This window comes from Flavobacterium psychrolimnae, assembly GCF_003312425.1.
Lineage (GTDB): Bacteria > Bacteroidota > Bacteroidia > Flavobacteriales > Flavobacteriaceae > Flavobacterium > Flavobacterium psychrolimnae.
Genome location: NZ_QNUX01000006.1, coordinates 112,300 through 138,130 on the forward strand (window position 1 = coordinate 112,300; position 25,831 = coordinate 138,130).

22 protein-coding genes are annotated in these 25,831 nt (G+C 33.6%); 12 read left to right on the forward strand and 10 right to left on the reverse strand.

All coding sequences use genetic code 11. From position 1 onward, the window contains the following. Positions 1-135: 135 nt before the first annotated feature. From secG to miaB, 5 genes are all read right to left on the reverse strand, one after another. Positions 136-480 (reverse strand): preprotein translocase subunit SecG, encoded by a 345-nt coding sequence (secG, locus tag DR980_RS08110; RefSeq protein WP_113634855.1) that lies wholly within the window; start codon positions 478-480, stop codon positions 136-138. A 3-nt stretch (positions 481-483) separates the two neighbouring features. Continuing rightward, positions 484-1,335 (reverse strand): tetratricopeptide repeat protein, encoded by an 852-nt coding sequence (locus DR980_RS08115; protein ID WP_113634857.1) that lies wholly within the window; start codon positions 1,333-1,335, stop codon positions 484-486. Positions 1,336-1,416: 81 nt separating this feature from the next. Beyond that, entirely contained in the window at positions 1,417-1,920 is a 504-nt protein-coding gene (locus tag DR980_RS08120) for an LptE family protein (protein WP_113634859.1), read from the reverse strand. 92 nt (positions 1,921-2,012) lie between these two features. Then, the gene (locus tag DR980_RS08125; protein WP_113635060.1) at positions 2,013-3,269 is read right to left on the reverse strand and encodes a sigma-54 interaction domain-containing protein; all 1,257 of its coding nucleotides are present in this window, start codon (positions 3,267-3,269) and stop codon (positions 2,013-2,015) included. Between the two features lie 83 nt (positions 3,270-3,352). After that, positions 3,353-4,798, reverse strand: a complete 1,446-nt coding sequence (miaB, locus tag DR980_RS08130; RefSeq protein ID WP_113634862.1) for a tRNA (N6-isopentenyl adenosine(37)-C2)-methylthiotransferase MiaB — start codon at positions 4,796-4,798, stop codon at positions 3,353-3,355. Between the two features lie 230 nt (positions 4,799-5,028). Between miaB and topA the strand changes: the two genes are divergently transcribed. The 7 genes from topA to DR980_RS08165 all read left to right on the forward strand — a co-directional run bounded on the left by topA (position 5,029) and on the right by DR980_RS08165 (position 14,610). After that, complete coding sequence (gene topA / locus DR980_RS08135; protein ID WP_113634864.1) at positions 5,029-7,557, forward strand: type I DNA topoisomerase; 2,529 nt, start codon at positions 5,029-5,031, stop codon at positions 7,555-7,557. 3 nt (positions 7,558-7,560) lie between these two features. Then, entirely contained in the window at positions 7,561-8,712 is a 1,152-nt protein-coding gene (locus DR980_RS08140; protein WP_113634866.1) for a formimidoylglutamase, read from the forward strand. Between the two features lie 127 nt (positions 8,713-8,839). Beyond that, positions 8,840-10,243 carry a T9SS ring complex lipoprotein PorK/GldK gene (gene porK, locus DR980_RS08145; protein WP_113634868.1) on the forward strand — a complete coding sequence of 468 codons (1,404 nt, stop codon included), beginning with the start codon at positions 8,840-8,842 and terminating at the stop codon, positions 10,241-10,243. Between the two features lie 40 nt (positions 10,244-10,283). Beyond that, positions 10,284-10,931 (forward strand): type IX secretion system motor protein PorL/GldL, encoded by a 648-nt coding sequence (porL, locus tag DR980_RS08150; RefSeq protein WP_113634871.1) that lies wholly within the window; start codon positions 10,284-10,286, stop codon positions 10,929-10,931. A gap of 45 nt (positions 10,932-10,976) precedes the next feature. Beyond that, positions 10,977-12,521, forward strand: coding sequence for a type IX secretion system motor protein PorM/GldM (gene porM, locus DR980_RS08155; protein ID WP_113634873.1), 1,545 nt, complete (start codon positions 10,977-10,979; stop codon positions 12,519-12,521). A 47-nt stretch (positions 12,522-12,568) separates the two neighbouring features. Beyond that, complete coding sequence (porN, locus tag DR980_RS08160; RefSeq protein WP_113635063.1) at positions 12,569-13,459, forward strand: type IX secretion system ring subunit PorN/GldN; 891 nt, start codon at positions 12,569-12,571, stop codon at positions 13,457-13,459. Between the two features lie 98 nt (positions 13,460-13,557). Continuing rightward, complete coding sequence (locus tag DR980_RS08165; RefSeq protein WP_113635065.1) at positions 13,558-14,610, forward strand: NAD(P)/FAD-dependent oxidoreductase; 1,053 nt, start codon at positions 13,558-13,560, stop codon at positions 14,608-14,610. A gap of 2 nt (positions 14,611-14,612) precedes the next feature. On the opposite strand, the gene DR980_RS08170 is transcribed toward DR980_RS08165, so the two are convergent. After that, positions 14,613-14,996 (reverse strand): DUF983 domain-containing protein, encoded by a 384-nt coding sequence (locus tag DR980_RS08170; protein WP_113634876.1) that lies wholly within the window; start codon positions 14,994-14,996, stop codon positions 14,613-14,615. Positions 14,997-15,069: 73 nt separating this feature from the next. Between DR980_RS08170 and DR980_RS08175 the strand changes: the two genes are divergently transcribed. Beyond that, positions 15,070-16,977, forward strand: coding sequence for an ABC transporter ATP-binding protein (locus DR980_RS08175; protein ID WP_113635066.1), 1,908 nt, complete (start codon positions 15,070-15,072; stop codon positions 16,975-16,977). Positions 16,978-17,007: 30 nt separating this feature from the next. Here the strand turns inward: DR980_RS08175 and DR980_RS08180 are convergent, their stop codons facing one another. Beyond that, positions 17,008-17,976 (reverse strand): App1 family protein, encoded by a 969-nt coding sequence (locus tag DR980_RS08180; RefSeq protein WP_113634878.1) that lies wholly within the window; start codon positions 17,974-17,976, stop codon positions 17,008-17,010. 64 nt (positions 17,977-18,040) lie between these two features. Here DR980_RS08180 and DR980_RS08185 point away from each other — a divergent pair, with 64 nt between their 5' ends. Next, positions 18,041-18,931 carry a diacylglycerol/lipid kinase family protein gene (locus DR980_RS08185; RefSeq protein WP_113634880.1) on the forward strand — a complete coding sequence of 297 codons (891 nt, stop codon included), beginning with the start codon at positions 18,041-18,043 and terminating at the stop codon, positions 18,929-18,931. Here DR980_RS08185 and DR980_RS08190 read toward each other — a convergent pair. Then, the gene (locus DR980_RS08190) at positions 18,924-20,072 is read right to left on the reverse strand and encodes a GNAT family protein (RefSeq protein ID WP_113634882.1); all 1,149 of its coding nucleotides are present in this window, start codon (positions 20,070-20,072) and stop codon (positions 18,924-18,926) included. The genes DR980_RS08185 and DR980_RS08190 overlap by 8 nt on opposite strands. 98 nt (positions 20,073-20,170) lie before the next feature. Here DR980_RS08190 and DR980_RS08195 point away from each other — a divergent pair, with 98 nt between their 5' ends. After that, positions 20,171-20,446 (forward strand): 4a-hydroxytetrahydrobiopterin dehydratase, encoded by a 276-nt coding sequence (locus DR980_RS08195; protein ID WP_113634884.1) that lies wholly within the window; start codon positions 20,171-20,173, stop codon positions 20,444-20,446. Between the two features lie 51 nt (positions 20,447-20,497). On the opposite strand, the gene DR980_RS08200 is transcribed toward DR980_RS08195, so the two are convergent. Beyond that, positions 20,498-20,986, reverse strand: coding sequence for a DUF1761 domain-containing protein (locus DR980_RS08200; protein WP_113634887.1), 489 nt, complete (start codon positions 20,984-20,986; stop codon positions 20,498-20,500). A 177-nt stretch (positions 20,987-21,163) separates the two neighbouring features. On the opposite strand from DR980_RS08200, the gene DR980_RS08205 reads away from it, so the two are divergent. Continuing rightward, positions 21,164-22,018 (forward strand): leucine-rich repeat domain-containing protein, encoded by an 855-nt coding sequence (locus DR980_RS08205; protein ID WP_113634889.1) that lies wholly within the window; start codon positions 21,164-21,166, stop codon positions 22,016-22,018. A 46-nt stretch (positions 22,019-22,064) separates the two neighbouring features. Here the strand turns inward: DR980_RS08205 and DR980_RS08210 are convergent, their stop codons facing one another. Next, positions 22,065-22,634, reverse strand: coding sequence for a hypothetical protein (locus tag DR980_RS08210; RefSeq protein WP_113634891.1), 570 nt, complete (start codon positions 22,632-22,634; stop codon positions 22,065-22,067). Positions 22,635-23,064: 430 nt separating this feature from the next. Between DR980_RS08210 and DR980_RS08215 the strand changes: the two genes are divergently transcribed. Further along, positions 23,065-25,803: a substrate-binding domain-containing protein gene (locus DR980_RS08215; protein ID WP_113634894.1), complete on the forward strand. Its 2,739-nt coding sequence runs from the start codon at positions 23,065-23,067 to the stop codon at positions 25,801-25,803. Positions 25,804-25,831: the final 28 nt, after the last annotated feature.

Below are 25,831 nucleotides of genomic sequence, written 5' to 3' on the forward strand. Positions count from 1 at the left end.
ATTTTATATTTTTAGATTATTTATTTTAACGTCTATAAAGATTTCAGAAATTATGCCATCCTAATCAAACTGACATAATTTCTTATAAAAAATGCCAGCTTTGACAGGCTGGCATTTAGAATATGTTGTAATAATTTATTGTGCTGGATTTGTTGCAGCAGGTGTGTTTTGAGCAGGAGCAACTGGAGTGTTTGCTGCTGGCGCTGTACTTCCTGTGTTTTCAATAATTTTTGAATCGGTATCACTTAATGTTCCTGTAAAGCTTAAGCTAGAAAGTAAAATAAGTGCAATTAGTATAGTTGCTAATGTCCAAGTGCTTTTGTCTAAAAAATCAGTTGTTTTTTGTACGCCACCCAGCATTTGAGAACCACCTATTGTAGATGATAATCCACCACCTTTAGGGTTTTGAACCATGATTACTACGATTAATAGAAAACAAACTATAGTTATTAAAACTAAAAAAATTGAAAATGTGCTCATTGTTTAATTATTATTATGTTGTAAAATCTTAATATCCGATATGCGGTCTGCAAAGAAACTACTTTTTTCTGGATATTTCAAAATTAATATTTCATAAGCTTGAATCGCTTTTTGATATTTTTTTTGTTCCAAATAAACGCGGGCTAAAGTCTCTGTCATCAACGAAGAATTGTCCGCTGCATTTAGGTCGAAACTAACGGTAGAAGGTACGCCATGTTTTACTGGAGAAATCTTCGGACTCGTTTCAATAAATTTATCAATAAGTTCTATTTTTTTTCTTTTGTCGGCATCTATAATCGGAGTAGGCTCATTTCTAGGTTGCTCATTTTCTCTTTTGATAGGTTCGGTACGCGAAAGCTGTAGCCATTCTCGGAAGGAATGTTGTTCTTTTTTAGAGAAATCCAACGGTGTTCCAATAGCTAGTTTTTCTTCAACGGTAATTGAAGTACCTTCTTTTTCAATTGGAGAGGCTTCTTTTATAGAAGTCAGAATCGATTGTTCTAATGTGGTTATTTTAAGTTCAGACTTTTGTTCAGCAATAATAATCTCACTATCGATTACTTGTATGTCTAAAATTTCGAGTGCTTTTCTATCGTACAGACTTTTATGAATAGAAGTAAACGTGTCTGATGTAATGAAATCAAATAAAACCGATCTGTCCGTTGAATAGGCTGCCGTTATCTTTAAAGCAGCATTGTATTTAAAACTATTTTGATTGTAAAGTCCTTTTAATTGAATCGCTCTGGCACTTTGAAAATATTGAAATTCTTCCAATACTTTTTCCAAAGCTTCCGTTTGCTTTTCATGGATAGCATCGGGTTTGTTAATCAAGTAAGTATAATCGGTTACGTTCATAAAGGTTATTCATTTATTTGGTAATTCGTTTATTTGTTCTCCGATTAACCGAATCATCAAATTTCCGAATCAACACTTCATTTACCATTTAGCTAATGACTCGTTGAAAATATCTTGTGTTATTCTTTCAAAAATATCTTTCAAAGCACTATTCAAGGTTGCACCTGTCAATTGTTGTTCTGCAGGATAATCATAGAAAAAGGTGAATGGTTTTTCAAAATCATCCACTTCTTTTTTCTTATTGGTAAAACGAACATTCACCCGAATCGTCAGACGGTTTTGAGCTGCTCGCTGATCTGCGGTAGCTGTCATTGGGCTTATTCTGTAATCTACAATTTCTCCTTCGTATGACAAATCAGCACCGTTTTTAACCAAGTTCAAATTGGTTTGGTTCTGAATCAAATCTTGAAGTTCTAATGTAAATGTACGATCAATTCCGGGTTCGATTAACTCCGCATTATTCTGAAAAAAGCCCACTTGAAATGTTTCGGCGTCAATTTTACCGGTTCCTGTAAAGTTATAAACCGAGCAACTATTGATGCTCAATATAAGTATTGAAAAAAGAATAAGTTTAATGTGTTTCATTTTTTATTTTAAAAATTGCCTCGCTAATTTGCTAAAGTCTGGTTCAAATATATTCATTTTCAATCAAAGACATCTAGGTCTCGAAAGAAAAACTACAAATCAAATTGCTTGATTTTTCTATATAAAGTCCGTTCAGAAATTCCTAATTCGTCTGCGGCTGCTTTTCGTTTTCCTTTATTTTTTTCTAATGATTTTTTAATCATTTCAATTTCTTTTTGTTCTAAACGTAAAGTTTCTTCTTCCTCAACGGTTTCTGCAAAAAGATAATTATCATCATGTTCCTGGTATAAATCCTCATTGTTTTGAGCCGCTATTAATGATGCTCTAGGTTCTTCTTCAAAATCTATTTCACTGTCATTTTCTTTTGAACCGTATATTTTTTTTATCAAATTCTGATTCGTCTCCTGCACTTTTGAACTTCCGCTTTGAATCAGTTCCAGTGTTAATTTTTTCAAATCATTCAAATCACTTTTCATGTCAAAAAGTACTTTGTATAAAATTTCCCTTTCAGTACTGAAATCACTTTCGCTTTTTTTGTCTTTTATAACAGAAGGTAAATTGCTTCCCTGAACTGGTAAATAAGATTGTAATGTCACAGCAGATATATCCCGATTAGTTTCTAAAACTGAGATTTGTTCCGCAACATTTCGCAATTGTCTAATGTTTCCGCTCCAACGAAATTTCTGTAATAATTGTACAGCATTATCATCTAGTTTCAAAGGAGGCATTTTATATTTATGCGCAAAATCAGCAACGAATTTCCGGAACAATAAATGAATGTCGTCTTTTCGATCGCGCAAAGGCGGCAAAGTAATATCCACGGTACTTAAACGATAATACAAATCCTCACGAAATTTCCCTTTTTCGATCGCATCAAATAAATTCACATTGGTAGCAGCCACAATTCGGACGTCAGTTTTTTGAACCTGTGAAGAACCTACTTTTATAAATTCGCCATTTTCAAGAACACGTAATAAGCGAACTTGAGTGGTAAGAGGTAATTCACCAACTTCATCCAGAAAAATTGTTCCGCCGTCAGCCACTTCAAAATAACCTTCACGAGTTCCTGTTGCTCCAGTAAAAGCGCCTTTTTCATGTCCAAAAAGTTCACTGTCAATCGTTCCTTCTGGAATGGCTCCACAGTTTACGGCAATATATTTCCCGTGTTTTCTGTGCGAAAGCGAATGAATAATTCTAGGAATATTCTCTTTTCCAACTCCGCTTTCTCCCGCTACTAATACCGTGATATCAGTAGGAGCAACCTGAATGGCTTTTTCTATCGCACGATTAAGCTTCGGGTCATTCCCGATAATCTCAAATCGTTGTTTTATAGCTTGAACTGATTCCATTTTATTTTTGTTTAAAGTTTTCTTTGTTTCAGGTTTCAAGTTATCGTGATAACTTTAAACCTGAAACATGAAACAAACTTTTTTTAATTCATTTCACTCAAACCAACTGCTTCTCCTTTCAGTGTTCCGCTGGTGCAAGAAGTAATTCTCACATTTACAAAATCACCAATTTTGTAATTCTCTTTCGGAAAAACTACTGTGATACTTTGTGAATTTCTTCCAGAAAATTCTTCTGTCGATTTTTTGGAAACTTTCTCTACTAAAACTTCTACCGTTTGTCCAATGAATTCTTCACTGCGGAACCAAGCGTGTTTTTGTTGCAAATCGACAATTTCTTGTAATCTTCTTGCTTTTGTTTCTTCTGGAACGTCGTCTTCCATTTTTCTTCCTGCCAATGTTCCTGGACGTTCCGAATATGAATACATATAACCAAAATTATATTTCACATATTCCATTAAACTTAAGGTATCTTTATGATCTTCTTCAGTTTCTGTTGGGAAACCAGCAATCATATCCTGCGAAATGGAGCTATTTGGAATAATAGTTCTGATTTTATCAATCAAAGTCATATATTCTTCACGCGTATGCAAACGATTCATCTCTTTTAGGATTCTATCGCTTCCGGACTGTACCGGCAAGTGAATGTGTTTGCAAATATTAGGATGTTTTGCAATCACATGTAAAATACTTTCGTGCATGTCCTGCGGATTTGATGTCGAAAATCGAATGCGCATTTTTGGAAAACCAACCGCTACCATTTCCAGTAATTGATCAAAGTCAACCGCAGTAGCTTTTTGCATTTCGGTAGCATTCTCAAAATCTTTTTTCAATCCGCCGCCGTACCAAAGGAAACTATCCACGTTTTGTCCCAAAAGCGTAATTTCTTTAAATCCTTTGTCCCACAAATCTTGGATTTCTTTCATGATACTTTGTGGTTCACGGCTGCGTTCACGTCCGCGGGTAAAAGGTACCACGCAAAACGTACACATATTATCACAACCACGCGTGATAGAAACCAAAGCCGTAATTCCGTTGCTCATCAATCGCACAGGTGAAATATCACCATAGGTTTCGTCTTTCGACAAAATCACGTTAATCGCATCGCGTCCTTCTTCCACTTCTTGCAAAAGGTTTGGCAAATCTTTATAAGCATCAGGTCCTACAACAAGGTCAACGATTTTTTCTTCTTCAAGGAATTGACTTTTCAAACGTTCGGCCATACAGCCCAAAACGCCTACTTTCATTTTTGGATTAATGCGTTTCACCGCATTGTATTTCTCCAAACGTTTGCGAATGGTTTGTTCTGCCTTGTCCCGAATAGAACAGGTATTGACCAAAACCAAATCGGCTTCTTCCAGCACTTGCGTGGTATTATATCCGTTTCCAGATAATATGGAAGCTACAATTTCGCTGTCCGAAAAATTCATCGCGCAACCGTAACTTTCTATAAATAGCTTTTTTGTATTCTCAGGTTTATTCTCTAAAACAAGACTTTCACCTTGTTTACTTTCTTCAATAATCTTTTCCATCTTGTATTTTCAAAGTGCAAAGATAACGCAATTCAAATAAATATGACAAGATGTCAGATTAAGAATTAACACTATTTTAAGGTGTTTGTAGCAACAGATAAATTGATCCAAAATTTATTGAATTTAAATATGTTAAAACCCGCTATTCAACGATTAAATTGACTTTTAAAATTTAAAAAACTTAAAATTTAAAAAAATCATATACTTTTGCCGACATAAACAATCGGAATATGGCAAAGAATTTAGTTATAGTGGAATCACCTGCAAAGGCAAAAACAATCGAAAAATTTTTAGGGAGTGATTTTCAGGTAGAGTCCAGTTACGGACATATTGCCGACTTACCATCCAAAGAAATTGGAGTAGATGTGGAAAATGGTTTCAAACCTAAATACGAAGTTTCTGCTGATAAAAAAGCGTTGGTTACTAAATTAAAAGGACTAGCTAAAAAAGCTGAAATGGTTTGGTTAGCAAGTGATGAGGATCGCGAGGGTGAGGCTATTTCTTGGCATTTAGCCGAAGAATTAAAATTAGATAAAACCAAAACAAAACGTATTGTTTTTCACGAAATTACTAAAACTGCTATTCTAAAAGCAATTGATAATCCACGAGAAATTGATTATAATTTGGTTAATGCACAACAAGCGCGTCGTGTTTTGGATCGATTAGTTGGTTATGAATTGTCGCCTGTACTTTGGAGAAAAATAAAAGGAGGACTTTCTGCCGGTCGTGTACAATCGGTATCTGTTCGTTTGATTGTGGAGCGTGAAAGAGAAATCCAAAATTTCAAAGCTGTTGCAACATATTCTGTTGTTGCTGAATTTACCAATGAGTCTGGAAAAACATTCAAGGCAAAACTTCCAAAAAATTTCAATACTAAAAAAGAAGCCGAAGATTTTTTAAATAAAAATATAGGTTCAACATATAACGTAGCCGATTTAGAAACGAAGCCTACCAAAAAATCACCGACGGGTCCGTTTACCACTTCGACTTTGCAACAAGAAGCGGCGAGAAAACTGTATTTGCCTGTTGGAATTACGATGCAACTTGCGCAGCGTTTGTACGAAGCCGGACTTATTACATATATGAGAACGGATAGTGTAAATTTATCCAAAGATGCGATGGAAGCTGCTCAGGCTGAAATTATTAAATCCTACGGAAAAGAGTTCTCTAAACCTCGAACTTTTGTCAATAAAAGCAAAGGGGCACAAGAAGCACACGAGGCGATTCGACCTACGGATATGTCGCGTCACACGGTAGATATCGACAGAGACCAAGCGCGTTTATATGATTTGATTTGGAAAAGAACGTTGGCTTCGCAAATGAGTGATGCGCAATTAGAACGTACAAACGTGAAAATTGAGGCAAACAACCACGGTGAAATATTCACAGCATCTGGAGAGGTTTTACTTTTTGAAGGTTTCTTGAAAGTGTACTTAGAAGGTCATGATGACGATGAAGAAGAGCAAGAAGGAATGTTGCCTGCAATGAAAGTCAACGAAAAATTACAAAATAATTACATTACTGCGACCGAGAGATATTCTCGTGCTGCTGCAAGGTATACTGAAGCTTCTTTGGTAAAAAAATTAGAGGAATTGGGCATTGGTCGTCCTTCTACTTATGCACCAACGATTTCTACAATCATCAATAGAAATTATGTAGAGAAAGGAAATCTTGACGGGCAAGAACGTAATTATACGCAATTGACGTTACAATCCGGAAAAGTAGGAGAGAAGCTATTGAAAGAAAACACAGGTTCTGATAAAGGAAAATTAGTTCCTACGGACATCGGAACGATTGTTACGGATTTCTTGGTTAAGAATTTCGGAAATATTTTAGATTATAATTTCACTGCAAAAGTCGAACAGGATTTCGATGAAATTGCAGAAGGCAATATCGTTTGGACAAAAATGATGCAGGAGTTCTATGATAAATTTCATCCAACGGTGAAAGATGTAGAAGCCAATGCAGAAAGAGAAAGCGGTGAAAGAATTTTGGGAACAGATCCTAAAACAGGAAAACCAGTTTCGGTTCGTTTAGGGAAATTTGGACCAATGGCTCAAATTGGAGCTGCTGATGATGAAGAGAAAAAGTTTGCGAGTTTGATGAACGATCAAAACATTGGAAACATCACTCTAGAAGAGACACTGAATTTATTTTTGTTACCAAAAAACTTGGGTGAATATAAAGGAGAAGAAGTTGAGGTAAGTAACGGCCGTTATGGTCCTTATATTCGTCACGGCGCTGCTTTCGTTTCTTTGCCAAAAGGTGAAAATCCATTAGATGTAGATTTTGAAAGAGCACAGGAATTAATCGATGAAAAAGCAATAGCCGATGCTCCAATTGCAGTTTATAAAGGCGAAGGCGTGCAAAAAGGAACGGGTCGTTTTGGTCCTTTTATCAAATGGGACGGCTTGTTTATCAATGTAAGTAAGAAATATAATTTTGATAATTTGTCTCAAGCAGACATTGAAGCGTTGATTGAAGATAAATTAAAAAAGAATATTGATAAGGTTTTACATAATTGGGAGGACGAAGGGATTCTAGTCGAAAAAGCCCGTTGGGGACGCTCGGTTATTACCAAAGGGAAAATCAAAATTGAATTAAGTAAAGATGTTGATGCTACAAAATTGACATTGGAAGAAGTTCAGGAAATGATTGCCAAGAAAACACCAGCCAAAAAAGTAGCTGCTAAAAAAGCACCTGCAAAGAAAGCAGTGGCAAAGAAACCAGCAGTTAAGAAACCAGTAGCAAAAAAGTAAAAAATGGAATTTGATTTTCTGAAACCCGTCGATGATGAAATCCAGGAGTTTATAAACGGATTGACTTCGCAGCAACTAGGAAGTAAAATAGTTTTACATACGAAGGAACAATTTCCAGATCTAAATAAGATTAAAATTGCTGTAATAGGCGTTTTAGAAAATCGAGGAGATAAAAAAGCGGTTTCAGATGTAGATTTGATACCTCTTAGGAAAGAATTATACGGTTTGTTTCCTGGAAACTGGGATGCTTCAATTGCTGATTTGGGAGATATTGTTGCAGGGAATTCTGTTGCGGACACCTATTTTGCAGTAAAAAAGGTGGTAGCAAGTTTGATTAAGAAAAAGATCACGCCAATAGTAATAGGAGGTTCTCAAGATGTAACGTACGCACTTTATAGAGCGTATGATGATTTAGAGCAAATGGTCAACTTGGTTTCCATTGATGATAAATTTGATTTCGGAAAAGAAAATGAATCCGTTTCGGCATCTTCTTATTTGACAAAAATAATTATCGATGAACCCAATAATCTTTTTAACTATTGCAATATTGGATATCAGACTTATTTTAATTCACAGGAGGAAATAGATTTGATTGAAAAACTATTTTTTGATGCCTATAGATTAGGAGAAGTTTCTAATAACATTGCTATTTCAGAACCAGTTTTTAGAGATGCTGATTTGGTAAGTATTGATTTGAATTCGATAAAATCATCTGATTCCGGAAATTTTATTTCATTTCAACCGAATGGTTTTAATGGAAAAGAAATTTGTTCTTTGTCGCGATATGCTGGGATAAGTGATAAAGTATCTTCGTTTGGGATATTCAACCATACTAATTCGGCACAAGAATCAGTATTGATTGCACAGATAATTTGGTATTTTATCGAAGGGTTTCATTATCGTTCGAATGAGTATCCTTTTGGGAGCAAAGAGAATTATTTAAAATACATTGTTCCATTGGAAGAAGAGGAATTAATTTTTTATAAAAGCGATAAAACGGATCGCTGGTGGATAGAAATTCCATTTATTTCAAATGTTAATAATAAATTAAAAAGAAACACGTTATTACCATGTTCTTATGATGAATATTTGATGGCTTGCAATCAGGAATTACCTGAAAGATGGTGGAAAGCTCAAAGAAAAAACATCGTTTAGAACCATTTTTTACTTATTTATGATTTTTTTATAAAAAACAGTTTGTTTACTGTAAAAAAATTGTTTTTCTAAAAAATAATAAATAGGTTTACACACTTAAAAATAATGATTAGATAACTAAATTTATATGAAGAAGTTCATAGCTTTTACGGCAATTTTGACCCTTTTAATTGGCTGTGGAAAATCAAGCGATAAAGGAGAACTGGTTGGTGTTAATGGAGGAAAATGGCATCCTGAGAAGCCTTATGGAATGGCATTAATTCCAGGAGGCGCCTTTATTATGGGTAAATCAGATGCTGATTTAGCTAATGTTGAAGATGCTCCCACAAAAACAGTTACTGTTCGTTCATTCTATATGGATGAGACGGAAATTACCAATAGTGAGTACCGTCAGTTTGTTGAATGGGTAAAAGATTCTACAATGAGAGTTCGTTTAGCTATTCTTGCAGATGAAAGTGGTCAAACAGCCAGCACAACTGGAGGTAAAGGTAAAAATGCAGGAAGCATTGCTGATTATGCATTTAATGATGCAGATCCAGAGAAAATGACAGCATATGATAAGTACATGTACGACAACTATTATAGCGTAGGTACTGCTGATGATCCTTATGCAGGAAGAAAATTGAATAAAAAGGTGAAATTAATCAAAGATACTAAGTTGTATCCTGATGAATATTACGCTGAAGTGATGGATTCGATGTATTTACCTATTGAAGAATCATACAACGGCTTAAGAACTATCGATGTCAATAAGTTGAAATTCCGTTACTCATGGATGGATATTCAGGCTGCTGCAAAAGCAAAAGTTGGAAGAAGAAAAGATTTCATAAAAACAGAAGAAGTTAATGTTTATCCGGATACTACAGTTTGGATTAAGGATTTTGCTTATTCTTATAATGAGCCAATGCATAATGACTATTTTTGGCACAAAGCCTATGGAGATTATCCTGTGGTGGGAGTGAAATGGACGCAAGCTAAAGCTTTTTGTGCATGGAGGACCTTAAATAAAAATAGCTATGTAAAATCAAAAAAGAAAGGACAAGATTTGATAAACTCTTTCCGATTACCAACAGAAGCCGAATGGGAATATTCTGCTAGAGGTGGTCTTGAGTCTGCAACATATCCTTGGGGTGGACCATATACTAAAAATGACAGAGGTTGTTTCTTAGCTAATTTCAAGCCAAACAGGGGAGATTATGCAGCAGATGAAGCGTTGTATACTGTAGAGGCAAAATCATATGAGCCTAATGGTTATAACCTTTACAATATGGCTGGGAATGTTTCTGAGTGGACGGATTCTTCGTATGATCCAAATGCTTATGAATATGTTTCCTCAATGAATCCAAATGTTCTTGATGCCTCAAATAAACGTAAAGTACTTCGTGGTGGTTCATGGAAAGATGTTGCTTATTTCCTACAAGTAAGTACAAGAGACTATGAATATGCTGATTCAGCCAGAAGTTACATAGGTTTTAGAACTGTTCAGGATTATATGGGAGTTCAAACCACCGGGAACGGTAAAAAGAAATAAAAAAGAAACCAAATCTATTTAAATTTTAAAAATCACTATTATGGCATTATTAAGCAAAAAAGCAATGAATTTCGCATACGGTATGGGAGCGGCGGTTGTAATCATTGGAGCATTATTCAAAATCACTCATATTGAATTTGGATTCTTAACAGGGAATTTAATGCTAACAATTGGTCTTGTTGTTGAAGCAGCCATTTTTGCTCTTTCAGCATTCGAACCGGTTGATAATGACTTGGATTGGACTTTGGTTTATCCAGAATTAGCTAACGGTCAAGCTAAACCAGCTACTAAAAAAGTGGAAACTCCTTCTGATGCACAAGGATTGTTGTCTCAAAAACTAGATGTAATGTTAAAAGATGCTAAAATTGATGGTGAATTGATGGCAAGTTTAGGAAACAGCATCAAAAATTTTGAATCTGCGGCTAAAGGAATTGCTCCTACTGTTGATTCTATTGCATCAACAAAAAAATACAGTGAAGAACTAAGTTTAGCTGCTGCACAAATGGAATCGTTGAACAGTTTGTATAAAATACAATTACAAAGTGCTTCCAGAAATGCTCAAATAAATGAGGAAGTTGCTGAAAATAACTTAAAATTAAAAGACCAAATGCAATCATTGACTTCTAATCTATCGTCTTTAAACAACGTATATGGTGGAATGCTTTCTGCAATGAACAATAAAGGATAATTAGTTTCGAACTATAAAAAAACAATAAACTAATTATTAGAAAATATGGCAGGAGGAAAACTAACCCCTAGACAGAAGATGATAAACCTAATGTACTTGGTTTTTATCGCAATGTTAGCACTAAATATGTCCAAAGAAGTATTGTCAGCTTTTGGATTAATGAATGAAAAATTTGAAGGTTCAAATACTTCAGCTGAGCAGTCAAACGCTCAAATGTTAGCTGGTTTAGATGCTAAAGCTGCAGAAGCAGGTGGTGAATTTGCGATAGCGGCAGTGACGGCTCACAAAGTAGAAGTTATTACAAAAAACTTTTACGATTATATTGCAACAATAAAATCTCAAGTTTTACTAGGTACAGAAGTAGATCCTGAAACTGGAAAATTACCTTACGAGGCAATGGACAAAGGAGATAATATCGATAATTTATGGTTTAGCCCTGCGGGTTATTCAGCTAAAGGGAAAGAAGTAGTAGCTACGATTGAAAAGTATAAAGCAGATATGAAATTAGCTTTAGGTGATAATAAAAAGTTAGCTCCGATTTTATCCGAGGTTCAAACTAAGTTTAGTTTAGCAGATGTTAAGAATAAAGACGGTATAGCGATTCCTTATTTAGATTATCATTTTAAAGGTTTTCCCGCTGTTGCCTCTTTAGCAAAATTATCTGCTTGGCAGAATGATGTTAAAAAAGCAGAATCAGATGTTTACAGTACTGCATTAGGTAAGGCGGCTGTTGCAGCTGCTTCATACAGTAACTATCAGGCTATTGTAGTATTAGATAAAAATGCTTATTTTCAAGGAGAGCAAGTTACAGGAAAAGTTGTTTTGGGTCGTTATGACGAGAATACAAAGCCAACTAATGTTACAGGTGCAAGATTAGATCCAGCAACGGGACAAGCTAAGATTGCTATAACAGCTGGAGGTGTAGGAGAACAAAATATTGCAGGTCAATTTACTTTTGTTGAAGACGGAAAAACAATTCCTTTAAAGTTCGCTGGAAAATATGTTGTTGTACCAAGACCTAACTCTGCTACAATTTCTGCAGATAAAATGAATGTAGTTTATAGAGGTGTATCTAATCCTATGACGATATCATTTGCTGGTATTCCTGATAATGCTGTTAATGCTTCAGCTCCAGGTTTATCAAAGGTAGGTAATGGTAAATACGTTATGAATCCTGGCGGAGGTAATGAAGTAGTTGTAAGCGTTTCAGGTAAGATGTCTGACGGAAAAGTTGCTAATGATAAAAAAGTATTTAGAATAAAAGGTATTCCTGGTCCAACCGGTACAATTAGAGGAGAAATGGGAGTTGTTAAAGGTCCTAAATCGAATTTAGAAATTGCTACAATTGGAGCTAAATTAGTAGATTTTGATTTTGAAGTAGGTTTGAATGTTGTTGGTTTTAATTTAAAAGTTACTGGTCAGCCTACTGTGGTTGTTTCAGGAAATAGATTAAATGCACAATGTAAAGCGGTACTTTCAAAAGCAGGAAGAGGAGATCAGGTAACAATCTCTGAAATTAAAACAAAACTTGAAGGCGCAGGAAGCTATTTATTGCCTAGAACTGCTCCAGTAATTTTTGAAATACAATAATAAGTAGCTTTTTAGTAATCTACTTCAATTCTTATTAGGATAACATGATGAATGTAAGAAATTTTTTAATCGCTATTATATCTATTACGGGAAGTTTTGCGTCATTTGCGCAATCTAATTTGCTTAATGCAAAAACTCCGGACCAAATAGGACTTAAAACTGCCGCACAACTGGACTCGGATAATGATAAACCATTAGCTTATGGTTATGTCCACGATAGAGATGTCTTGATGGGAAAGACTACTTGGGAGATTATCGATTTGAGCGAGAAAATTAATTTTGCTTTGTATTTTCCAATTGACACTGCAAATGTTGGTTCTGATAGAAGGTCATTATATGATGTTTTGACGAAAGCAATGAAAAAAGGTGAAATCACGGAAGTTTATACTGATAGTTATTTTAACACCAAAAAATCATTACAAGATATTCAAGGTTCATTAACTCGTATCGATACAACTGATGCCGGAAGAGAACAAATTAATGCTGGAAATCAAATCTCCGATGAGTACATTTTAAGACAAGATTTATCTGCTCAAGATGTTTCTCAATATAAAATTAAAGGATATTGGTATTTTGATAAGCGTCAAAGCGAATTAAAATATCGTTTGTTGGGTATTTGTCCTGTAACTCCGGATGTGTACACAATGAACAGTGATGAAAAGGATTATATCGAGTTGTTTTGGATATTTTTCCCTGCGGCCAGAGAAGTGTTGCATGATGCTAAAGCATTTAACGATAAGAATTCAGCGATGCCTGTTTCATTTGATCAGATATTAAATTCAAGACGTTTTAACAGTGTTATTTACAAAGAAGAAAATGTGTATGGCGATAGAACTATTGACGAATACATGAAAGATAATGCTCAGAATCAATTGTTAGAATCAGAAAGAGTGAAAGATAAAATTCGTAATTTCGAATCTGATATGTGGAATTATTAATTTCAGTTTTATAAAATATTAATTAACTCTTACTGTAATGGTAAGAGTTTTTTGTTTTAATGTGCTTTCTTTGTATTCAGTTTTAAATGAATTTTTGGATGATTGATTATTTAATTATTGGTTCTGGTTTGGCAGGTATTTCATTTGCGGAGGTTGCTTTGCGGAATGATAAATCTATTTTGGTTTTGGATGATAATTCTCAAAATTCCTCAAAAATTGCTGGTGGATTGTACAATCCGGTGATACTGAAACGCTTTAGCGAAGTTTGGAAAGCGCAGCAGCAATTGATTTTAATGAACGAATTTTATAGCTTTTTAGAAAATAAACTGCAATGTAAAGTTGATTTCAAAAGGCCTATTTTAAGGAAATTTTTCTCTGTCGAAGAACAGAATAATTGGTTTGCAGCTTCGGATAAAATAGCGTTGACTCCTTTTTTATCTACTGAATTAATCTCTAAAAAATATGGGGGAATTGATTCGCCTCACGGATATGGAGAAGTTTTACAAACGGGTTATGTGGACACGGCTTTATTGTTGAATAAATACAAACTATACCTGAACGAAAATAATCTTTTTCAAGAAGAGTCATTTGATTTTGATGCTTTGCAGATCGTTTCGGATGGTATTCTATATAAAAATATTAAAGCTAAACATATTATTTTTGCTGAAGGTTTTGGAATGCATGCAAATCCTTATTTCAAGGTCTTGCCTTTGGATGGTACCAAAGGAGAACTTTTTATAATTAAAGCTCCACAATTAGACCTTGATGTAATTGTGAATACCAGTGTGTTTATTTTGCCGCTTGGGGATGATTTGTTCAAAGTAGGAGCAACCTATAATTGGAAAGATAAAACGGATTTACCTACGGAAGAAGGAAAAACCGAATTAATGGAGAGAATCAAGGAAATTATTACTTGTGATTTTGAAATTATTGACCATTTTGCTGGCGTTCGTCCAACGGTTAAAGACAGGAGACCGTTAGTAGGAACGCATCAAAACCATAAATCAATTCATATTTTGAATGGTTTAGGAACGAGAGGAGTGATGTTAGGGCCGGCAATGGCAAAAGCTTTATATGAAAATATAGAACTTAAAATTCCTTTGGATAAGGAAATTAACATTGATAGATTTTTGCCAAAAGGAAAGAATTGATATTATTTTAGTTTTGTTGTAGGATCATAGGAAACAAACATATTGATATATATGTTTCTGGACCAACGAAGAACAAAAGGAAATGATATAATCAAGGACGCAATAATAACTATAAAGGCGACTTTAAGATTCGAGTCAAAAAATACAAATGAGATTATAAAAGCTGCAATTCCAATAGCAACATTTAATCCATAACTCACATACATTGCTCCGTAAAAAAAAGAAGGTTCAATTTGATATCTTAGTCCGCAATGACTGCAATTTTCATGCATTTTTAATATTTTATTGAAATGCAGTGGATTTTTGTCCAAATACATACTCTCATTCTGACATTTAGGACAAGTTCCTGTTAAAATGCTATATAATTTGGATCCTTTTTTTAACATTTGCAAAAAATTTAATTTTTCCTTTTTTGGAGTTACAAATTTACGCATTCGAAAAGGAATAAAATCACAATACATGCTTAATATACACAATTTATCCGTTTCATTTGGTGGTTCTTATTTATTTGAAGAAGTTACCTTTCGATTGGGTGCTGGAGACCGTGTTGGTCTTGTTGGGAAGAATGGAGCGGGGAAATCTACGATGCTTAAAATGTTGGCAAAAGATTTTGCTCCTGACTCAGGTGTTATTTCTCAAGAGAAGGATCTCCGAATGGGATTCTTGCGCCAAGATATCGATTTTGAGCAAGGAAGAACTGTTCTTGAAGAAGCCTATGAAGCTTTCACGGAGATAAAAATTGTTGAGAAAAAGCTTGAAGAGATTAATCACTTGTTAGTTACAAGAACGGATTATGAAAGTGACGAATACAGCCAAATCATTGAAGACCTATCTGATTATACACATCGTTTTGAACTTTTAGGAGGTTATAATTATGTGGGTGATACCGAGAAAATTTTACTTGGTTTAGGATTTAAACGAGATGTATTCGATAATCAAACGGAGACTTTTTCCGGCGGATGGAGAATGCGTATCGAATTAGCCAAATTATTATTGCAAGCCAATGACGTATTATTGCTGGATGAACCTACGAATCACTTGGATATCGAAAGTATCATTTGGTTAGAAAGTTTCCTTCGTAATTATCCGGGAGTTGTTGTGATTGTTTCGCACGATAAAATGTTTTTGGATAATGTAACCAACAGAACTATTGAAATTTCACTTGGGAAAGCTTATGATTTCAACAAACCTTATTCTCAATATTTAGAATTGCGTCATGAAATTCGCGAAAAGCAACTGGCTACACAAAAAAATCAAGCCAAAAAAATTGAAGAAACAGAGAAATTAATCGAAAAATTCCGTGCCAAAGCTTCTAAAGCATCAATGGCACAGTCCTTAATAAAAAAGTTAGATAAAGTAGAGCGTATCGAAGTAGATGAAGATGACAACTCAGTGATGAATATTACTTTTCCAGTTTCAAAAGAGCCGGGAAGAGTAGTTATTGAAGCTGAAAATGTGACTAAAAGTTACGGTGATAAAACTATTTTGAAAGATATTAGCCTTTTGGTAGAACGTGGAAGTAAAATTGCATTCGTTGGACAAAACGGGCAAGGGAAATCAACTTTCATTAAAGCTATTGTTGATGAATTCGAATATAAAGGAAATATCAAGTTAGGACACAATGTACAGTTAGGGTATTTTGCACAAAATCAGGCGGAATATCTGGATGGCGAAATCACGTTGTTACAAACTATGGAAGACGCAGCTGCAGATACAAACCGAATGAAAGTGCGCGATATGCTGGGTTCTTTCTTGTTTCGTGGCGATGATGTCGAGAAAAAGGTTAAAGTTCTTTCTGGAGGCGAAAGAAACCGGTTAGCGCTCTGTAAATTGTTATTGCAACCCATTAATGTTTTGTTGATGGATGAACCTACGAATCACTTAGATATCAAATCTAAGAATGTTTTGAAGGCCGCACTGCAAAAATTTGGTGGAACTTTGCTTTTGGTTTCTCACGATAGGGATTTCCTGCAAGGAATGTCAAATTTGGTTTATGAGTTTAAAGACCAAAAAATTAAGGAATATCTAGGTGATATCAACTATTTCCTTGAACAGCGTAATATGGAAAATATGCGTGAAGTGGAGAAAAAAGATGCCGAAAAAGCTGCAGCACCCAAAGAAAGCAATAAATCCTCATACGAAGATCAAAAGAAAGGCAAAGCCTTGCAAAACAAATTGAGTAAAGTAGAAAGTCAAATAAAGCAATTGGAAAGAGACATTCAACAAGATGATAAAATGTTGGCTTCTAATTATGACAAGCATATTGAAGATGCTAAGTTTTTCATGGCCTACAACAAGAAAAAAGCAGAGTTAGATAAACTGCTGCTGGACTGGGAAGTGGTTCAGGAAGAAATAGATAATTTATAAAAAAAAGAGTTCCACAACGGAACTCTTTTTTTATGCAATAATCCCAATGGATTTAGAGTGCGCAATGGCTTCGCTGCTATGTTTGAAGTAACAAATTGAAACGTTCAAGGTTTCTAAATTTTTCATTACGTTGATTATTTTTTGCTTTTTAGTTGAACCAGTCTGTCGGATGTAAACTGCTTTTACAGTAACTGGAAATATTTTACAGATGGCTTCATATAAATACGGATCATTTTGCGAATCATCGCCAAGAAGCACGTATTCTAAATTGGGATAAAATTCTAAAATGTGTTTTATTTTATCAAACTTATGGTTGTGATCTCCTCTTCCTGTCAAGAAAAAATCCGCTAGACTTGTTTTAATGTCCTTCAGTAGCAAAACTGCTTTTGGAAGCTGATGAATTTCAGTGAATTTTGTGATGAAACGGTACAAATTCCACTCGCTGCTCGAAACATAGAAAAAAGCATTAAACTCTTCCTTTTTCTCTCTTCCAGCTGTGCTTAAAGCTTGATAATGGGTTACAACATCTTCATATATTTTTCTCTTATTTACATTTTTGAATAATAATACATATAATTTTTTTAAAGGATTTAGCGTATGCGATACTAAAAAGGTATCATCAATATCGGATATAATTCCCAAATTTCCTTTGTGTGGTCTAATGTAACTATCTTTTGTGGTGATAGTTCCGTTTTTGTAAATGATGCTCACTTCATAATCGATCCAACCGTAATTTGTGTCTTGGTCTAATGGGACGCAAAATTTAAAATAGCCATCAACTAATGTTTTGGTATGGATTTTGGAATTGTTGTGTTTCAAATAGACATCGGCATTTGCTTGCGTTTTTATTTGGAACATTTTAATAACAGAAGTTGCATTTTTTAGATTCTTTTTTTGAAAATTATACTCTTCCATTGATGTTGGTTTGAAGACGTGGCCCATGACGATTAATTCCTGTTCATTTGCGTATCCTCGGTATAATTTTAAAATTGGTTTCATATATTGTATTACTTTTGATAAAAGTTCAATTTAGAGGTTTTTAATCAATAAAAGAAGAAAAAGTTTGAAAAATAATATTATCCTTATCGTTAATCCTATTTCCGGAGACGTCGATAAATCAGAGCTTATTGATGCTGCGACAGCTTTTGCCGAAAAAGAAAATTTGAATCTCGTGATTTATAACACTTCTGGAATTTCAGACAGTGATAATATAAAAGTCCTTTATAATACCTATACTCCGCAGAGAATTATTGTTGCCGGTGGCGATGGAACTATAAAAATGGTTGCCGAAGCGATGGAAGATCACGACGTTATTATTGGGATTTTACCTGCCGGATCTGCTAATGGTTTAGCCGTAGATTTGAATTTGCCTTCAACAATTGAAGAAAACTTAGAAATTGCTTTTCACAATGATTTCATGGAAATAGATATGATTTCGATTAACGGAAAGAAAAGTATTCACTTGAGTGATTTGGGTGTAAATGCGGAGATGATCAAAAACTACGAAAATAGCAGTATTCGTGGTAAATGGGGATATGCCTTGCAAACCGTTTCGACTTTGATTGACTTAGAAGATCCGTTTATCGCTACCATTACAGGTGATTTTCCTACGATTGAATGCGAAGCGAGAATGATTGTTATTGCTAATTCTCAAAAATACGGAACTGGAGTTTCTATAAACCCAAACGGGGTTATGGATGATGGAAAGTTTGAATTGGTAATCCTAAAAAATATGGATTTAGTGGTTTTGGGTAAAATCATCACTGGAAATATGCCGATTGATGTCAATGATGTTGAAATTATTTCTACAGATCAAGCTTTTGTGACTACCAATATTCCGGTAAGTTTTCAAATTGATGGCGAATATTGCGGTAAGGAAACAAAATTGAATATCGAAATTCTGCCAAAGCAATTGAAAGTTGCAGTACCTAATCCAATTAGTGCTATTATTTAAAAGGATTGCGTTCTTGCCAAGTGGTTTCCGGTTCTAAATATTTGAATATTTTTGGCATATATGGATTTACCATTTCATTGCTATGCGCGATGATTCCGTACATTTTTATCGGTTTTGCACCAACAGAACTTTTGATTTCTAATGCTGTTCTTGCGAAGACAATTTCCTTGAAACCTTTATTGATGGAGTATGCAATCATATCATATAACATGTTCAAGTACAGCATTTTTTCACGCTGAATACTTTCGTCATATCCCAGGAAATAGGTGTCCATTACTTCACCATTTTTAATTAAAGTGTTAAAACCTATTAGCTTTTCATCGATAAAATAGCCGTAAAAAAGGAATTTGTCTTTAAAGATTTCTTTGAAAACTCTAAAATGATTTTTTGGCAGAAAAAAAGTATTGAAAGGTGCGTTTTTGGCAACATGAAAATACAAATCATAAATCGTATCCTCTAAAGCGATGATGTCTTCCAGATGTAGCTTTCTTTTCTCAATAATAGCTGCTTTTTTTCGGGCTCTTTTGTATTGATCTCTATATTTTTTTGAAAGTGAATCGATGTAATCCTGCTCCGTTTTCCAATTTTCATTAATAGAGAAAACCATGTTGGGTTGTGTCGAGAACTGATAATCATTTTTGAATTCTGGAACTGCAAAGTATCTAATTTCCTCTTCGCTAAAATCTTTATAAGTCGTAATATGAATCTTGACACCCTTAGATTTAAATATCTTTTTTAATTCAGTTGCGGCAGCATGTAACGTTTGTATTGCTATCTTTTTATCAATCGTGTCGGATAGAGCAAAGCAGTTTTGACCCGTCAGCATGTTATTGCCAATGACCAGTACATGAGAACCAAAGTTTCTGAAAACAATATTTCGTACAGCAGTTTTGATACATTTATCTCGTTCTCCAAAAGATTCCAATGAATTCAAATCTAAAAATTGAGAAATTGCAATGCCAACTAAAGTCGTATTGTCGAAGATTCCAATGAAGTGACAAATCATGTTGTCAGGAGAGGATTTTTCTAAAACATGCAGGTATTTCTTAGATAAAAAAATAGTTGAAATAGCTAATTCATCCCAGTTTTCAGGAAGTTCAGTAGTTGAATTATAAATTTTGAAAGAGTAAGCTGGATTCAAATTGTGTGGAAATATTTTTTTCAAAATTAGTTAATAAAGTTAAAGTATTATTGATTGTCATGAAATAAACTAACTTTATATCACTAAATAAACTAATTATGAAAACCTACTCAGAGGAATCTATTCAAATCGCGTTGAAAGAGTTGAAAGACTGGAAATTTGTCAATAATGGAATCGAGAAAAATTTTAAATTCAAAGATTTCACTCAAGCTTTGGGTTTTATCGTACAGGTAGGAGTAATGGCTGAAAAGAGTAGTCATCATCCGGAATTATTCAATGTTTACAATAAAGTCACCATACGCTTAACCACTCATGATGCAAATGGGGTTACGGATAAAGATTTAGATTTGGCAAAAGCCATAGAAAAGATGTAAAGCAGAATAAATTTCGCCTTTTGAATCAGAAGGCGAAATTTAATTTAAAAGTTAAGATAATTGCCATCCACAAATAATTCCTCCCATAATTGTAAGGCACACAATCCAAAATCCACCAGTTACAAAGGTATATTTGAAACTTCTTCTTTCATACAAAGCATTCGTTCCTATAATTGGTAAAGCAAAAAACAGTCCCGTCATAAAGCCGTGTAAAGCTCCATGCTTAAACGTTCTGAAAGCATTTCCATAGTCAGTCATAAAAGCTTCATAGGAAGGTTTTGCAATACTGGGATCTCCCCCTATCATACCTATTGCTCCAAATTGATGTATGGTGAGCATTTGAAGTACGAAGCTGATGAAAAAAGCATATAGCAATGAAGTGCCAAATATTAAAAGCATATTTCCTCCTTTTAGCTTTTCTTCTGTCAGTCCAGATTCTTTCATCCAAATTGTTCCAAAAACTTTTGGATGATACCAAACAAAACCAATTACAAGAGTAGATAAAGCTGCAACAAATAGTGCTAAGAAATTGATTTCCATAAATTTGAGATTAAGGTTAGTACAGCAAATTTAATGAAATATTACTTATCACCAAAAAGAGATTAATTGTAAGGTATTACGGTATATAAAAAACAATATTGTGTAGTTCGTCGATTTTATTTGCTGATTAGCCATAATGTGTGTAGTTTTAGATGTGTAAAAGAAAAATACCCTGTTATGAAAAAAATATCTACTCTATTTTTAACGCTTTTGTTTTCATTTTCAATGCTTGCAAATGTATCTCAATCAGAGAAAGATGCCTTGGTGAAATTATATCAGTCAACAAATGGTCAACAATGGAAAGTGAAATGGGATTTATTAGCTCCGGTTTCTACTTGGTATGGTGTTAAAGTGCAAGATGAAAAAGTAATTGCAGTGCATTTAGCTGATAATAATCTAGTGGGAGAGATTCCATCGGATATTGTAAACTTGGTTAGTCTTCAAGAATTGGATTTACACAAAAATCAAATATCAGGAACAATTCCATCTGCTATTGGAAAACTAAAGGATATGAAAGTATTGAATCTTTCGTTCAATAAATTAACAGGTTCAATTCCTTCTTCTGTTTGCGAAATGTCAAATTTGAAAGATTTAGAATTATATATGAATGCACTTTCAGGCGAATTACCATTACAAATTGGAGCTTTAAGCCAATTGGAAATATTATCGTTATTCAATAACGAAATTGTGGGTGAAATTCCAAATTCTCTTTATGACATTAAAACAATAAAAACGCTACTTTTAAACAGTAACAAACTTGTAGGTGAATTAAGCAGAGATGTAGAGAATATGACGGCACTTGAAAATCTTAGTTTGTTTGACAATAAAATGATTGGTCAGGTTCCATTTGAATTAGAAAACTTAAACAACCTAAAAGAAATGAATATTTCTTATAATAAATTCAATGGTTTGGTATCTAAAGACTTAGCTGTTTTGGATACGTTGAATATGACTATGCTTAATGAGCAAGGAATTACAGTTTTGCTGAACGTATCTATGGATAGAAATTCAGCAATTGTTTCAGAAGATTAATTTATAATTAAAAATAACAGATACGTACTTTTTTAACGATTAAAATTTAGTTGATTTTTGGATATGTTAAGTTTAATAAACGTAGTTGGTTAAAAACCTGTGTGACATGCTCCACAGGTTTTTTTGTTTCTAAAAGAATACTAATAGAGAATAGTTTTTTTATTTCTTTAGCTATCAGGAAGTTTTTTAATGTGTTTGCCATTTCATGATTCTTAGTTGAATTTGAAATGTTGTCCAATTCAATGCATATTTTTTTATAGTTCTTTAGATAAATTTTGAGTCGGTTGACACCTTTTCCTTCTTGATGTTTCCAATGATTAATATCATTCAAATTAATCGTTTGAGACTTAATCGAACTATAAATAGGTTTCTTTATCCAATCCATTTTGATTGTCTCATTTCGAAGTTCTAGAAGTAGCGTGCCGGAAAACAATCTAAATAAAATAATTGCAGAAAGCATAGTGATTGTAAAAGCAAGAATATAGATCAAAAGGTTATTTTGTATTCCAGTTTGTGCCAAAAGGATTCCTAATAGGGGTAAAGAGATCATATACATAATTCCGAAAGGTAGTATTGATAACGTTTTGGCTTTTAAATGTAACACGTTTTCATCCATTATTTGAGTTTAAAAGATTTTAAAAATTCTAAAAAACAAATTTATTAAATATTTTAAATGAAAAAGCTCCAGATTTCTCTCAAGCTTTTTAGTAGCGAGTAATCGTGAAAAATCTAACTAATTTTTGGATGGTTATTATAAAATAATTAGCGTTAATGATGATTTTTAAATTGGTGAATTTTTTAGTTGAAATTCGCGATTTCAGCTTATTGTGATTCCATTTCAAGTTGTTGATTTTCTTAGGTCATTTTAAATTATATATATGTCTCTGCTAATTTGTGTACATAAAATAAAAGTTTAATTTTACTTTTTTAATATATATAGCAACCTTGCCTGTCATTACATAATAATCCTTCCTAATTATTTTTGGCCCGTTGTTTATAAGAAGAAATTTCCAAAGTCATTTTCATAGATATAAACTCTTATTTCCATGTATCAATTTTTAAAAAATATCTTGATGCTTTTTTTAGCATCATTAATTTTAGTTTCCTGTAAACAAAAACAAGGAGATAAAATCAAGGTCGGATTTTCTCAAGCTATGACTACGGACGATTGGCGTAAACAAATGAACATCTCCATAAAAGTTGAAGCCTCTTTACGGCCTGAAGTAGATTTGACTATTAAAGATGCTGATAACAATGTCCAAAACCAAATTGAAGATATTGAAAAATTTATAGCTGATAAAGTAGATGTTATTATTGTATCTCCAATTCAATCTAAACCCTTAACTGCTGTTGTAGAAAAATCGATAAAAGCAGGAATTCCGGTTCTTGTTGTAGATCGAAAAATAGATGGTGAAAATTACTCTGCATACCTTGGAGCTGATAATATTGAAATTGGCAGAATTGCTGCTCGATATATTATTTCGAACAGTAAAGGTTCCGGTAAAATTATTGAAATTACCGGAGCAAGTGGCTCTTCGCCTGCATATGAGCGTAGTCTGGGATTTAATCAGATAATTGCTAAAAATAATCGTTTTGAAATTAACGGCACCATTCACGGTGATTGGGAAAAAGAGTCCGTTAAAGCACCACTCAAAACAATTCTTGAGCAAAATCCGGATATTGAATACATTTTTGCTCATAACGACCGCATGGCATTAAGTGCGTGGGAAACTGCTAAAACACAAGGATTAGAAAAGAAAATTAAATTTTTAAGCGTTGACGGACTTAATACGGTGAATGGCGGTATAGAGTTGGTGAAAAGTGACGTTTTAGATGGAACTATATTATATCCCACTGGAGGAAATGAAGCATTGAAATTGGCCTTAAAAATGTATAATAAAGAGCCGATTTCTAAAAATAATATACTGAATACGATTGTTATTGATCAGAATAATGCTGAAATTATCGAAAACCAAATGGATAAAGTTGATCAGCAGCAAGCCGTTATTGAATCACAGCAAAGAGCAATAAAGGTGCAGGAAGGAGAATATGCTTCACAGAACAATCTGGTTCGGTTACTGAGTTTTTTCTTAATGATTATTCTCAGTTTGACGATTTATAGTATTTATTCTACTATTTCTATTTCGAGAAAGAAAAAACAGCTTGAGAATATTAATCAGACTGTAATTTATCAGAATCATGAAATTCAGGAAATGGCAAAAATTGCTGAGAAAAGCAATGAGGCCAAATTGAATTTCTTTACAGGTCTTTCACATGAATTCAAAACACCAATAACGCTGATTATGAGTTATGTGGAGTCATTAATTGAAAACGAAAAAATCAAAGGAACCGCTCTTATTGATGAAGTAAAACTGATTCATAAAAATTCGAATAGATTACTGAGATTAATAAATCAGTTATTGGATTTTAGAAAAATTGAAGAACAAAAATTCACGTTAAGAGCTTCAAATACTAAGATCTATGATTTTACAAATGAAGTAATGACTAACTTTAAAGGTGAAGCTTCCCGTAGAAATATTAATTTTCAGCTTATTTGTAAAAATAAAAGTATGGAGTTGTTTATTGACAGGGGTTTGATGGATAAAGTTTATTTTAATTTGCTTTCAAATGCTTTCAAGTTTACGCCTGATAACGGAAAAATAACTATTTCAATTACCGAAAATCAGGACAATACAATTAAAATTAGTTTTAAGGATTCCGGAATTGGAATACCGGAAAATGAATTATCAAATGTATTTAATCCATTTTTTAGAGCTTCAAACAATAATAAAAACAGTTCCGGAATAGGGCTTCATTTGTCAAAAGAGTTTGTGCTTTTGCATCACGGAACAATAGAACTTAAATCGAAGCAGGGAAGTGAGTTTATAATTACTTTACTAAAAGGCAGCAGTCATTTACAGCCTTCTGAAATTATACATAAAGCAGAAAACTTAAATGTAACTCCAAATCTAATAACAGATTATCTTGATATTGAGCCTGATTTTAGCCAGCTTAACGTAAGTTCTCAGTTAGAAAAACATTCTCTTTTAATTATTGAAGATAACATTGATTTGGTTACATTTTTAAAAGCTAAACTATCGAACGAGTATGTAATTAATATCTCTGACGGAAGTGATGCTATTGAAATAGCAATGGAAATTGTCCCGGATATAATTATTTGTGACATTAATTTGGCAGACAAAGATGGTTATGAAATTAGTAAAGAATTGAAAAAGGATTTACGTACTTCTCATATTCCTATTATTATATTGACGGCACAAAGTAACAAGGAATCTGTTTTAAAAGGATTACAGAGTGGAGTGGATCAGTATCTTACGAAGCCTTTTAGTCTTTCGATTTTAAAACAGTCTATTTCGAGTCTGCTTTTTAACAGAGAAAAACTACGTTATTATTATACGAATAATATCTATCGTATTGAACCTGAGTCTAAATTTGGTAATCAGGAGCAGTCTTTTATTACTAAAATGAATGATATTATTAAATTCAATGTTGAAAACCCTAAATTTTCAGTTGAAGATTTAGCAGATAAACTAAGTATTTCCAGAGTTCAGTTGTATCGAAAGGTAAAAGCGATTATCGGAATTAATATCAGTGATCATATTAATAACGTAAAATTAGAGAAAGCGGCAGAACTTTTAAAGTCCAATGAGATGAATATTTCTGAAATTGCATACTCTCTTGGATTCTCTTCTCCAAACTATTTTTCTACAGCTTTTAAGAATAAATTTGGAATTTCACCAAAGGAATACAAATCTTCCAACTAATACTGGTTTAAAATTGATACAAATCAGG